Consider the following 12,293-nt stretch of genomic DNA (forward strand, 5'->3'; position numbering starts at 1 on the left):
GCGCGACTGGCATTCCCGGTGAAGCCAGTCGCGCCCAGGTGCGCTCCTACGCAGTGTTTATAGTTTGCGGTGTGTACGAGGCAGACAAGAACACGATGAATGGACGTGCAGTCTGATGCATGCACGCTCTTGCAGGAGCGCCCCCGGGCGCGATGGGGCGTCCAGGTGAAGCCCGTCGCGCCCAGGTGCGCTCCTACGTATTAGCCTTTCATCGGCTCCAGCTGCGCCACAAAGCGTGGCGACGGTCGGGCGAGCCGGCGCAGTGCTTCGGCGTGCATCAGCGGTGCGTTATGGGTGAGCGGCGCAGCACTGCGTGGCGCAGCGTGCGTGTGCTGCTGGGCGTCCTGGCCTAGCTCGCGCATGAAGCGCCACATCGGCATGTAGTGACCACGGCGCGGTGCCGGTGCGTGTGGCGTGGCGCGGCATTGGCGGCGCCACTGCATCGGTGGCATGCCGAAGCGCTGCTGGAAGGCGCGCTGGAACTGCCGCTCCGAGGCAAACCCCATTTCGTAGAGCAACCAGGTGAGGCTGCACTCCGGATACGCCTGCAGATAGCGGTGCGCGGTGCATAGACGCTGCTCGCGGATATAACTGGCGACGCCGCCACGCGACTGGAACAGCCGATACAACGACGCCCGCGACAGCGCGAACGCCTGTTGCAACGACTCGGTGCCGAGCTCGGCCTCACTGATGTGCTGCTCGATATAGGCCAGCAGATCGATCATCAGCGGCGCATGCGCCTCGATGGTCGAGGACGCTTGCGGCGCGATGGCGCTGTAGTAGCTGATGCTCATGCGGTACTGCCTGCGGCCCACTCCCCGGGGCCTGTCCTTTGATCAACCGAAAAAAGCATCGCCAACCCATCACGCCTCTTTCACGAAGTCGGCCGCGCATCACGCATCGGCACGATTGAGACGATTTGTCGGGTGAGCGCGCAGGGCCATTCCTAGACTCGCCGCAACGCTGAAGAGCGTCATCGCACGGCCTGTCGCTTTGGTCCGCGTGGTGCGGCAGTTGCGGGGAAGCTCGCAGCACCGGCGTCGCACGCAGGCTCCAGGCGATCGGCCGGGCCGGCGATATCCAGGCCACAAGGCAGCGCACGTGCCCCGCACGTTGGCGCAACGGGCAAGCTCAATCGGAGATCAGGCATGGCCAGCAGTCAGAAGTTCATCGCCCGCAATCGGGCGCCACGCGTGCAGATCGAATACGACGTAGAGGTCTACGGCGCGCAGAAGAAAGTGCAGATTCCGTTCGTGATGGGGGTGATGTCGGACCTGTCCGGTGCCAACGCCGGCGAACTGCCTTCGCTGGACGAGCGCAAGGCATTGGAGATCGACGTCGACAACTTCGACAGCCGCCTGCAGTCGATGCGCCCGCGTGCGCAGTTCAAGGTACCCAACACGCTCACCGGCGAAGGCGAACTGTCGGTGGATATCACCTTCGAAAGCATGGACGACTTTTCCCCGGCCGCCATCGCGCGCAAGGTCGCGCCGCTGGCCAAGTTGCTCGAAGCACGCACGCAGTTGGCCAACCTGGACACCTATATGGATGGCAAGGCCGGCGCCGAGCAGCTGATTGCAAATGCCATCCGCGACCCGGCGTTGCTGCAGTCGCTGGTGTCGGCGGCCAAGCCTGCCTCCGAGCCGGAAGGAGCCTGACGCCATGTCCGCCACCGAAGCCGCACTGGCCAGCAGCAGTACCGAAACCAGTGAGCAGGGCGATTTTGCCGCGCTGCTCAATCGCGAGTTCCGCCCCAAGAGCGAACGCGCCAAGGAAGAAGTGGAAGCGGCGGTACGCACGCTCGCCGAGCAGGTGCTCAACCGCAGCGATGTGGTCAGTGAAGACGTCTCGCAAACCATCAAGGCCTATATCGCCGAGATCGACCGCACGCTCACCGAACAGCTCAACCAGATCTTGCATCACGCCGATCTGCAGCAGCTCGAAGGTGCCTGGCGCGGCCTGCATTACCTGGTCAACAACACCGAGACCGATCAGCAGCTCAAGATCCGCGTGCTGAACATCAGCAAGAAAGAACTGGGCAAGGTGCTCAAGCGCTACAAGGGCACCGCATGGGATCAGAGCCCCATTTTCAAGAAGGTCTACGAGCAGGAATACGGCCAGCTCGGCGGCGAGCCGTATGGCTGCCTGGTCGGCGATTACTACTTCGACCAGAGTCCGCCGGATGTGGAACTGCTCAACGGTATTGCACAGGTTGCTGCGGCTGCGCACGCGCCATTCATTGCCGCGGCCGCGCCCAAGTTGATGGGCATGGACAACTGGAACGAGCTGTCCAATCCGCGCGATCTGGCCAAGATCTTTTCCACGCCCGATTACGCCGCATGGCGCTCGCTGCGCGAGTCGGAAGATTCCAAGTACATCGGTCTGGCGATGCCGCGCACGCTGTCGCGTCTACCGTATGGCGCGGCCACCAGCCCGGTGGACGAATTCGATTTCGAAGAAGAGACTGCCGGCGCCGATTCCAATAAATACACCTGGCAAAACGCGGCGTATGCGATGGCGGTCAACATCAACCGCTCGTTCAAACAGTACGGCTGGTGCTCGCGGATTCGTGGCATCGAATCCGGCGGCGCGGTGGAAGGGCTGCCGACGCACACCTTCCCCACCGACGACGGCGGCGTGGACATGAAGTGCCCCACCGAAGTGGCGATCACCGACCGCCGTTCGGCCGAGCTGGACAAGATGGGCCTGATGCCGCTGGTGCATCGCAAGAACTCGGATATGGCCGCCTTCATCAGCGCGCAGTCCTTGAACAAGCCCGACGAATACGACGACCCGGATGCCACCGCCAACGCCGCATTGGGCGCGCGCCTGCCGTACATGTTTGCCTGCTGCCGCTTTGCGCATTACCTCAAGTGCATCGTGCGCGACAAGATCGGGTCGTTCTCCGATCGCGAGCAGATGCAGAGCTGGCTGACGCGCTGGGTGACCCAGTACATCGATGGCGACCCGTCCAATTCCAGCGAAGAAACCAAGGCGCGCAAGCCCTTGGCCGCCGCCGAAGTGGTGGTGGAAGAAGTGGAGGGCGCACCGGGCTATTACAGCTCCAAGTTCTTCCTCAAGCCGCATTACCAGCTGGAAGGCCTGACCGTCTCGTTGCGTCTGGTCTCGCGCTTGCCCTCGGCCGCCAAGGCCTGATCCAGCGTCTTTGCGTCACGGCGACGACGTGCGCTCTGCACGTCGCGCCACCTGTGTTTCCCACTTAGCGAAGGAGCAGTTCCATGGCGTTCGACATGCATATCAAGTTCGGCAGCGGCAAGGTCAAGATCGAAGGCGCGTCCAATCACAAGAAGCACAAGGGCGAGATTCCGATCCTGGCGTGGTCGTGGGGCGCGAGCAATTCCGGCGACCTGCATACCGGTGGCGGTTCGGCCAGCGGCGGCAAGGCGCATATCCAGGACATTTCCATCACCAAGTACGTCGACGGTTGTTCCAACGCATTGCTCGATGCGGTGTGCACCGGCGCCCGCGTGGAAAACGCCTGGTTGTACGTCACCAACGCCACCGGCGAGCAGAGCGACTTTCTCACGATCGAGTTGAGCGAAGGCGTGCTGATCACCTCGCTGTCCACCGGCGGTTCCGGCGGCGAAGACCGTCTGACTGAAAACGTGACGCTGCACTTCGGCAAGTTCAAGTACGGCTTCCAGCCGCAGGACGACAAGGGCACGGCGCAGGGCGGCGCGAAGGAATTCACCTACGACATCCAGGCTGTCGCCAAGGCGTAATGCCGGCAACACCAACGGCGGTGCCATAACCGGCACCGCCACCTTCTTCGATAAGGACACGCGCGATGGATGCCACCGCACAGACCCTGCTCGCCCGTGGCGAGCCGGCGCAGGCGTTGCAGCAATTGGTGCAGCAGGTGCGTCGGCAACCGGCCGATGCCGCGCAGCGCGTGTTTTTGTTTCAGCTGCTGGCCGTCCTGGGCCAGTGGTCGCGCGCGGCCGACCAGCTGCGCGCCTGCCTGGAGCTGGATGGCGGCAGTGCGCCGATGGTGCACACCTACCAGCGCGTGTTGCAGGCAGAACAGACGCGCGCTGCGGTATTTGCCGGCGACTGCCTGCCTACCGTGATCGGCGCACCCGATGCATGGATGGCGCTGCACCTGCAGGCCTTGCAGTTATCGCTACGCGGCAATGCAGCGCAGGCGGCCGCATTGCGCGAGCAGGCGTTTGCGCAGGCACCGGCCATCGGCGGCACGCTGGATGGCGTGCGGTTCGAGTGGCTGGCCGATGCGGATGCACGCTTCGGCCCATGCATCGAACTGATCCTGGACACCGGCTATGCGTGGGCACCGCTGCATCAAGTGCAGCAGCTACGCTTCGAAGCGCCCAGCGATTTACGCGACACCGTATGGGCGCCGGTGAGCGTGCTGTGGCGCAATGGTGGACAGGCGTTTGCATACATGCCGGTGCGCTATCCCGGCAGCGAACACCTGGATGCGGGCGAGCTGCAACTGGCGCGTCGCACCGAATGGACCGAAGGTGCGCAGGGCGAAATCGGCCTGGGCCAACGCATGCTCAGCACCGAGTCGCGCGAGGTTGCGCTGCTCGAGGTGCGCGAGCTGCAGTTCGACGCGTCCTGATCGTCATGGCCGAGCTCACCACCACCGAACGCTTGCAGCCCTCGCTGCTGGACCGGCTCACCGATGCCGCCCCCAGCCAACGCGAAGAGAGCCGCGACCAACGCGTGATTTCGGCAACGCGCCTGCGCGAATGCGTGATCCGCGATCTGTCGTGGCTGTTGAATGCAGTGAATCTGGAAACCAGCCGGCCGCTGGACGCGCATCCGCAGATCCGTCGCTCGGTGCTCAACTTCGGCATCCCCGATCTGGCCGGCGCAGCCGTGGCCGGCATCGATGCGGCTGCGCTGCAGCAGCGCATTCGCGACGCCATCCTGGCCTTCGAACCACGCCTGATCGCCGATACCTTGCGCGTGAGTGTGCACGCCGACGCTGCACGCATGGACAAGCGCTCGCTGCTGTTCACCATCCAATCGGAAATGTGGGCCCAGCCGCTGCCGTTGAACCTGTATCTGAAGACCGCGCTGGATCTGGAAACCGGCCGGCTCGAAGTGATGGAGGGCCACGGCTAATCCCATGGATCCGCGCCTGCTCCCGTACTACACCCGCGAATTGCAGCACGTGCGCGACATGGGCGCCGAGTTTGCGCGCGAGTACCCCAAGATCGCCGGGCGGCTGGGGCTGGATGCGTTCGAATGTGCTGACCCGTATGTGGAGCGCCTGCTCGAAGGGTTCGCGTTTCTGGCCGCGCGTGTGCAGCTCAAGCTGGATGCGCAGTACCCGGTCTTTACCCAGCACTTGCTGGAAATGGTCTACCCGCATTATCTGGCGCCACTGCCCTCGATGGCGGTGGTGCAGTTGCAGCCGGATCTGAAAGACAGCGGCTTGAGCGCCGGTGTCGACGTGCCGCGGCATAGCGCGCTGCGCAGCCTGATCGGTGCCGGTGAGCGCACCGCCTGCGAATTTCGCACCGCGCATGCGGTGACGCTGTGGCCGCTGCAGTTGGCCGAGGCCAAGTATCTGGAATCGCCGGCTGCGCTGGCGGCGGCCGGGATCGCATTGCCCGCCGGGCGCAGCGTGCGCGCCGGCATCCGCGTGCGCTTCGAGCTGGTGGGCGGTGCGCAGACCCAAGGCCTGGCATTGGATCGGTTGCCGCTGTTCCTGGCCGGCGCCGATGGCCTGCCCAAGCGGCTGTACGAACAACTGCATGCCGACACCAGCGCCGTTCTGGTACGTGGCAGCGATGCGCAGGGCGCCACCGTGCAGACGCTGCAAGGCGCCGATGCGTTGCAGATGCGCGGGTACGCCGACGAAGACAGCTTGATCCCGTATGACGGTCGCTCGTTCAGTGGCTACCGGTTGCTGCAGGAATACTTCGCCTGCCCGGAGCGCTTCCTGTTCGCAGAACTCACCGGTTTGCGCACTGCATTGCGTCGCCTGCACGGCACCAGTTTCGAGGTGGTGATCTTGCTGGAACGCAGCGTGCCCAGCCTGGCGGCCGCAGTGAGTGCCGAACACTTCAAGCTGTTCTGTACGCCGGCGATCAATCTGTTCGAACGCCGCGCCGACCGCATCCATCTGCAGCCCGGCCAGCACGAATATCACGTGCTGGCCGATCGCACCCGGCCGATGGATTTCGAGATCCATCATCTGGGCGAGGTGGAAGGCTTCGGCGACCGCCAGGAACCGGAACAACGCTTCACCGCGTTCTATGGTGGCGACGCACACACCTGGCATGCGCGGCATGGCGCGTTCTACACCATGCGCCGCGAGCCACGCCTGCTGTCGGCGCGGCAACGCCGCGATGGCGCGCGCTCCAGTTATGTGGGTAGCGAGGTGTTCGTCAGCCTGGTCGACGCCAACGATCAGGCGCACGCCAGCAACTTGCGTCAGCTCGGGCTGCAGCTATGGTGCAGCAACCGCGACCTGCCGTTGCACATGCCGGTGGGCAAGGGCACCACCGACTTCAGTATGGACAGTGGTGTGCCGGTACAGAGCGTGCGCTGCGTGGCCGGGCCGACCAAGCCGCGCCCGGCGGTGTCCGACGGGCAAACCGCGTGGCGACTGCTCAGTCAATTGCAGCTCAATTATCTGTCGCTGTTCGAAGATGGCCCTAACGGTGCGGCGGCGCTGCGCGAGATCCTCACCCTGTATTGCGACCCGTTCGATGCCTCGGCACAGCGGCAGATCGAAGGGGTCAAGCAGGTCACCGGCACGCCGATCGTGCGACGCATTCCGGTGCCGGGCCCGATCACGTTCGGCCGTGGTTTGGAGATCACGCTCACTTGCGAAGACGCCGCCTTCGAAGGCACCGGCGCGTTTCTGCTGACCTCGGTGCTGCGGCACTTCTTTGCGCGCTATGTCTCGGTGAATTCCTTTACCGAAACCGTACTGCGCACCACCGAACGCAACGAGGTGGCCCGATGGCCCGCCCAGCCCGGCTCCCGACCGCGCCTGTAAGCGCCGGTGCTGCCGCGCTGGAACAGGCGCTGCAGACCCGGCCCCAGGACTTCACCCCGTTTGCGGCGCTGCGCGCGATCGAGCGCTGCCATCCGCTGCAGCCGCGCCTGGGCGAATCCGCCCGTGCGGTGGACGACGTGGTGCGCCTGCGGCACACACCATCGCTGGCATTCGCGCCGCACGCCCTGGACCGCTACACACCGGCGCACGACGCGCAACCCGCGGCGCTGTACGGGCTGTTTCTCGGCCTGTTCGGCCCTAACGCACCGCTGCCGCTCCACCTGACCGAATACGCCATCGAGCGTGCGCTGCAAGCCAAGGATGGCACCTTCGCCGCGTTTGCCGATGTGTTCCATCACCGCATGCTCAGCCTGTTCTATCGCGCCTGGGCGCAGGCGCAGCCCACCGTGCAGGCCGAGCGGCCGGCCAGCGATCAGTTCCGTGCGTGGCTGGATGCGCTGGTCGGTATCGCCAGCCCGCACCTGCGCGAGCGCGATGCATTGCCCGACGATGCACGCCGCTATCACGCCGGCCGGTTTGGTGCGGCCACGCGCACACCAGAAGGATTGCGCGCCGTGCTGCAGCAGCTGTTCGACTGGCCGGTGCAGGTGCAGGAATTCATTGCCGAATGGATGCGGCTCCCCGCCGATGCGCAGTTGCAACTGGGCCTTGGCCCACGCAATGCGCGGCTCGGTGTGGACAGCGTGGTCGGTGCGCAGGTGCGTGGTGCGCAACAGCGTGTGCGAATTCGGCTGGGGCCGCTGCCGCGCATCGCGTTTCAACGCTTCCTGCCCGGTGGCCACGCGCTACGCCAGCTCACCGCGGCGGTACGCAGCTATCTGGGCGACGAATTCGGCTGGGAGCTGCAGTTGCTGCTCAAGGCCGACGACGTCCCCACCCCGCACCTGGCACGCAATAGCCGCTTGGGCCTGGACACCTGGCTCGGCCGGCGCGCCTGGAGTGTTGCCGACGCCGACGAGGTGCTGCTGCGCCCCTCCGGCTGACCGCACCGCTACCACTGCCGCTCACACACACGCTCACACGCAACGTACCGACTTCGAAGGACGCATCATGGCCGAGATCTCCCGCAGTGCCCTGTTCGGCAAGCTCAATCCACTCGCCTATCGCGGCATCGAAAGTGCCACCGTTTTTTGCAAGCTGCGCGGTAACCCGTATGTGGAACTGGTGCACTGGCTGCATCAGCTGCTGCAGCTGCAGGACTCGGACCTGCACCGCATCATCAAGCACTTTCAACTCAATCCTTCCACGCTGGCGCGCGATGTCACCGCCGCGCTGGACGGCCTTCCGCGCGGCTCCACCGCCGTCACCGATCTATCGGCCAATGTCGAAGAAGCGGTGGAGCGCGGTTGGGTGTATGCCTCGCTCAGCTTCGGCGAGGCGCAGGTGCGCACCGGTTACCTGGTCGTCGGCATCTTGAGCGTGCGCGGTCTACGCAACGCGCTGCTGGCGATCTCCAAGGAATTCGACAAGCTCAAGCCCGCTGTGCTCAACGAGCACTTTGCACAAATCGTGGCCGGCTCGCCGGAAGAGGGCTTGCTGCCCAGCGATGGCTTTTCGCTCGGCCAGACTGCCGCACCGGGCGAAGCCAGTGGCGCCATCGCGCCTGCCGCACTCGGCAAGCAGGAAGCGCTGAAGAAATTCACCACCGATCTCACCGCGCAAGCACGCGAGGGCAAGCTCGACCCGATCATCGGCCGCGACGACGAGATTCGCCAGGTGGTGGACATCCTGATGCGTCGTCGCCAGAACAACCCGATCCTGGTCGGCGAGGCTGGCGTGGGCAAGACCGCTGTGGTGGAAGGCTTCGCGCAGCGCATCGCACGCGGCGACGTGCCGCCCGCATTGAAAGATGTGCAGCTCCGCACGCTGGACGTGGGCCTGCTGCAGGCCGGCGCCAGCATGAAGGGCGAGTTCGAGCAGCGCCTGCGCGCCGTCATCGACGAAGTGCAGGCCAGCCCCAAGCCGATCATCCTGTTCGTGGATGAAACCCACACCCTGGTCGGCGCCGGTGGCGCGGCTGGCACCGGCGATGCCGCCAACCTGCTCAAGCCGGCACTGGCGCGCGGCACGTTGCGCACTGTGGGCGCAACCACATTCGCCGAGTACAAGAAGTACATCGAAAAAGACCCCGCGCTGAGCCGCCGTTTCCAGGCCGTGCAGGTGGACGAGCCGGACGAAGCCAAGGCGGTGCGCATGATGCGCGGCGTCGCCTCGATGATGGAGCAGCACCACATCGTGCAGATCCTCGACGAAGCGCTGGAAGCCGCCGTCAAACTCAGCCACCGCTACATCCCCGCGCGCCAGTTGCCGGATAAATCGGTGAGCCTGCTCGATACCGCGTGCGCGCGCGTTGCAGTGAGCCTGCATGCCACCCCGGCGGAAGTGGACGACAGCCGCCGCCGCATCGAATCGCTGGATACCGAACACGCCATCATCGAACGCGAGCGTGCGATTGGCATCGTGGTCGACGAGCGCGCGGCCGCTTGTGCGGGTTTGCTCGATGGCGAGCGTAGCCGTTTGCATGACCTGGAACAGCGCTGGGTGTCCGAGAAAACATTGGTCGATGAACTGTTGTCGCTACGCGCACAACTACGCAGCGGCAACGCCCCGGTCGAAGGCACCGGCAGTGCGTTGGAAGCCGAGGCAGAACAGGACGCCTCCGGCGATACCGCCGTGCTCGACGCACCGGTGCAAGTGGATCGCGACACGCTGCTAGCACGCCTGCAACTGGTGCAGGCCGAACTGGCCGCACTGCAAGGCGAATCGCCACTGATCCTGCCCACCGTCGATTATCAAGCCGTCGCTGCCGTCGTCGCCGACTGGACCGGCATCCCGGTCGGGCGCATGGCGCGCAACGAGATCGACACCGTACTGCGCTTGCCCGAACTGCTGGCCAAGCGCGTGATCGGCCAGGACCACGCCATGGAGATGATCGCCAAGCGCATCCAGACCAGCCGCGCCGGCCTGGACAACCCGGACAAACCGATCGGCGTGTTCCTGCTCGCCGGCACCTCCGGCGTCGGCAAGACCGAAACCGCACTCGCCCTTGCCGAAACCTTGTACGGCGGCGAACAAAATCTGATCACCATCAATATGAGCGAATACCAGGAGGCGCACACCGTCTCCTCGCTCAAGGGCGCACCGCCCGGCTACGTCGGTTATGGCGAAGGCGGCGTGCTCACCGAAGCGGTGCGCCGCAAACCGTATTCGGTGGTGCTACTCGACGAAGTGGAGAAGGCCCACCCCGACGTGCACGAACTGTTCTTCCAGGTCTTCGACAAAGGCTGGATGGAAGACGGCGAAGGCCGCCGCATCGACTTCCGCAACACCTTGATCATCCTCACCAGCAACGCCGGCACCGACCTCATCGCCAGCCTGTGCAAAGACCCGGAGTTGATGCCGGATCCGGAGGGCATGGCCAAGGCCATCCGCGAGCCATTATTGAAAGTGTTTCCGCCGGCATTGCTCGGGCGGCTGGTGGCAATTCCATACTACCCGCTGAGCAACGACATGCTCGGGCAGATCGTGCGGCTGCAGTTGAATCGCATCAAGAGGCGCATTGAAGAGCGCTACAAGATTCCGTTTGAGTACGACGACTCGGTGGTGGAGCTGGTGGTGAGTCGGTGCACCGAGAGTGAGTCGGGTGGGCGGATGATCGATGCAATTTTGACTAATTCTATGTTGCCCGAGATTAGCCGAGAATTTTTGAATCGGATGATTTCTGGATCATTCGTTCAGCTTATCGATTTGCATTCTAGCAGTGACGGATTCAAATATAAATTTGAATAAAAGAAGTTTGGAAAGCGACAAGGAGAACCACATGGCGTTTGTCTCTGTCTGGCTCGGCACAGGCCACCTCGACCTTATGACGGCTTACCTTACTAGTCCATGGTCTTTAGCTTGCCGCGCATTGCGAGGCAATAACGCAGACTTCAGTGGCGTGAACTATGCGACTTTCTGGTGGCAGGTTGCGCATGGACCTATCATGGCTACAACCGCGCCGAGTAATCAGTATCATTCCGAGAAAGAGGTCTGGATGATGCTCAATGGACAGCCGGGTCTGCGCTCCATCGCTTTGCCAAACTGGGCTATCGGTCAGGGAACTCAAATTCCTAGACAAACGGCGAATGCAGTAATGGGAGCCGGAACACGGATCATTTGCGTGTATACAGAGCGTCAGCCGTGTGGCTCATGTTCACCATTTCTGAATGATGCTTTGCCAGATGGGACACAGGTGGGTTGGCACTTTCCTTGGCCGAGTTCGGAAACCAAGAAGCATAAGCACGATGATGATTCGATTATCTTGAATTCCTTGATGGCCATGAGTCGAAGTACTACATATGAAAGCAACGCGAAAGAATATCAGCGAACTGATCGAGTCGAAGGCAATAGGGGTCTGGGAGCTGCAGTAAAAGGGATCAAAACCGTATTGGGCGTGCAGCACAAATTGCCATGGCTTGTTAAAAAATGACGAGCTGTTGAATAAAAAGCAGCTGTTGTGCGCAAGAACGGAGTCTACAAGAAATGGTTAAGTTCAATTTAGAATTCAAAGTGAACCATTTCTTGCCCTCAAAAGATATTGGTTCGCTCCAGAAGATGAAATGGCGTTGTTATTTATTTTGATAAATATAAAGTAAATTTGTTGCATAGAAAATTGGAGTGAGTCATGTCAATGAGTAATGAAGAGTTTGAAGCAAATAAGAAGGTTCAAAGTCTAAAGTGCGATGTAGATGAAGCGGATAATTTAATAAGCCAAGGTAGTCTTTCTATTGTTAATTCTTTACGCCTCCAGCAATTAATTGCTTCTGTCAATAGTTCCGTTAAATCTCGCGGGTTTCTGAAAAGCATGGGGGCGGACCAAGGGCACGTAATTAGAGTATCTTATGAGTCTGGAATATTACGTGATCTCCGAGACGAGCTGGCAAAGCGAGAAGCAGCTGAAGCATCACAAAAATCTCTGCAGCAAGCCGCGAGGCTGAAGGATATCAAACTGCCTGCAAATGCGACGTGGGCAAAAAAGTAGTTTCCGGATGATTTACCAACATCACTTGAACGAAGCGCTCGGCCGTCCTCGCGGCCGAGTCGTTACGCAGTGGACCAGCATCGTTTCGATCTGTATCTGGAAGCGCGGTATGCCAAGCGCACGTTGTTGATCGAGGTAGCTGCGAATTTCTGCAAGGCACTATTGGTCGAGGCTACATCGAGCCTCCTCTGGGCACCTTCGTTGTCGCCGATAAGTACCACAGTCGAGGGCTGTGAGCTCGTGGCCACA

10 protein-coding genes and 1 pseudogene are annotated in these 12,293 nt (G+C 62.4%); 10 read left to right on the forward strand and 1 reads right to left on the reverse strand.

The annotated features are described in order from the left end of the window. Window positions 1-200: 200 nt before the first annotated feature. A pseudogene (gene tagK, locus ABQU90_RS17785) lies at window positions 201-859 on the reverse strand (transcriptional regulator TagK). A 289-nt stretch (window positions 860-1,148) separates the two neighbouring features. Here tagK and tssB point away from each other — a divergent pair. The 10 genes from tssB (at window position 1,149) to ABQU90_RS17835 (ending at window position 12,044) form a co-directional block, all read left to right on the forward strand. After that, window positions 1,149-1,658 carry a type VI secretion system contractile sheath small subunit gene (gene tssB, locus ABQU90_RS17790; RefSeq protein ID WP_323523110.1) on the forward strand — a complete coding sequence of 170 codons (510 nt, stop codon included), beginning with the start codon at window positions 1,149-1,151 and terminating at the stop codon, window positions 1,656-1,658. Between the two features lie 4 nt (window positions 1,659-1,662). Next, window positions 1,663-3,156 carry a type VI secretion system contractile sheath large subunit gene (gene tssC / locus ABQU90_RS17795; protein ID WP_323523111.1) on the forward strand — a complete coding sequence of 498 codons (1,494 nt, stop codon included), beginning with the start codon at window positions 1,663-1,665 and terminating at the stop codon, window positions 3,154-3,156. Window positions 3,157-3,239: 83 nt separating this feature from the next. Next, window positions 3,240-3,743 carry an Hcp family type VI secretion system effector gene (locus ABQU90_RS17800; RefSeq protein WP_055846859.1) on the forward strand — a complete coding sequence of 168 codons (504 nt, stop codon included), beginning with the start codon at window positions 3,240-3,242 and terminating at the stop codon, window positions 3,741-3,743. A 65-nt stretch (window positions 3,744-3,808) separates the two neighbouring features. Continuing rightward, complete coding sequence (locus ABQU90_RS17805; RefSeq protein ID WP_055846862.1) at window positions 3,809-4,603, forward strand: type VI secretion system accessory protein TagJ; 795 nt, start codon at window positions 3,809-3,811, stop codon at window positions 4,601-4,603. 5 nt (window positions 4,604-4,608) lie between these two features. Then, window positions 4,609-5,112, forward strand: a complete 504-nt coding sequence (tssE, locus tag ABQU90_RS17810; protein ID WP_115514269.1) for a type VI secretion system baseplate subunit TssE — start codon at window positions 4,609-4,611, stop codon at window positions 5,110-5,112. Window positions 5,113-5,116: 4 nt separating this feature from the next. Next, the gene (tssF, locus tag ABQU90_RS17815) at window positions 5,117-7,000 is read left to right on the forward strand and encodes a type VI secretion system baseplate subunit TssF (RefSeq protein ID WP_323523112.1); all 1,884 of its coding nucleotides are present in this window, start codon (window positions 5,117-5,119) and stop codon (window positions 6,998-7,000) included. After that, window positions 6,964-8,004 carry a type VI secretion system baseplate subunit TssG gene (tssG, locus tag ABQU90_RS17820; RefSeq protein WP_323523113.1) on the forward strand — a complete coding sequence of 347 codons (1,041 nt, stop codon included), beginning with the start codon at window positions 6,964-6,966 and terminating at the stop codon, window positions 8,002-8,004. Before tssF ends, tssG begins: the two co-directional genes overlap by 37 nt. Before the next feature lie 67 nt (window positions 8,005-8,071). Continuing rightward, window positions 8,072-10,810 (forward strand): type VI secretion system ATPase TssH, encoded by a 2,739-nt coding sequence (gene tssH, locus ABQU90_RS17825; protein WP_323523114.1) that lies wholly within the window; start codon window positions 8,072-8,074, stop codon window positions 10,808-10,810. 31 nt (window positions 10,811-10,841) lie between these two features. Further along, window positions 10,842-11,492 (forward strand): hypothetical protein, encoded by a 651-nt coding sequence (locus ABQU90_RS17830; RefSeq protein WP_153066604.1) that lies wholly within the window; start codon window positions 10,842-10,844, stop codon window positions 11,490-11,492. A 195-nt stretch (window positions 11,493-11,687) separates the two neighbouring features. After that, window positions 11,688-12,044, forward strand: a complete 357-nt coding sequence (locus ABQU90_RS17835; protein WP_153066603.1) for a hypothetical protein — start codon at window positions 11,688-11,690, stop codon at window positions 12,042-12,044. Window positions 12,045-12,293: the final 249 nt, after the last annotated feature.

It is taken from the genome of Xanthomonas sp. WHRI 10207, from assembly GCF_040202975.1.
Lineage (GTDB): Bacteria > Pseudomonadota > Gammaproteobacteria > Xanthomonadales > Xanthomonadaceae > Xanthomonas.

Coding starts and splice junctions, on each gene's coding strand:
- tssB (WP_323523110.1), top strand. CDS start 1,149: ATGGCCAGCAGTCAGAAGTTCATCGCCCGCAATCGGGCGCCACGCGTG.
- tssC (WP_323523111.1), top strand. CDS start 1,663: ATGTCCGCCACCGAAGCCGCACTGGCCAGCAGCAGTACCGAAACCAGT.
- ABQU90_RS17800 (WP_055846859.1), top strand. CDS start 3,240: ATGGCGTTCGACATGCATATCAAGTTCGGCAGCGGCAAGGTCAAGATC.
- ABQU90_RS17805 (WP_055846862.1), top strand. CDS start 3,809: ATGGATGCCACCGCACAGACCCTGCTCGCCCGTGGCGAGCCGGCGCAG.
- tssE (WP_115514269.1), top strand. CDS start 4,609: ATGGCCGAGCTCACCACCACCGAACGCTTGCAGCCCTCGCTGCTGGAC.
- tssF (WP_323523112.1), top strand. CDS start 5,117: ATGGATCCGCGCCTGCTCCCGTACTACACCCGCGAATTGCAGCACGTG.
- tssG (WP_323523113.1), top strand. CDS start 6,964: ATGGCCCGCCCAGCCCGGCTCCCGACCGCGCCTGTAAGCGCCGGTGCT.
- tssH (WP_323523114.1), top strand. CDS start 8,072: ATGGCCGAGATCTCCCGCAGTGCCCTGTTCGGCAAGCTCAATCCACTC.
- ABQU90_RS17830 (WP_153066604.1), top strand. CDS start 10,842: ATGGCGTTTGTCTCTGTCTGGCTCGGCACAGGCCACCTCGACCTTATG.
- ABQU90_RS17835 (WP_153066603.1), top strand. CDS start 11,688: ATGTCAATGAGTAATGAAGAGTTTGAAGCAAATAAGAAGGTTCAAAGT.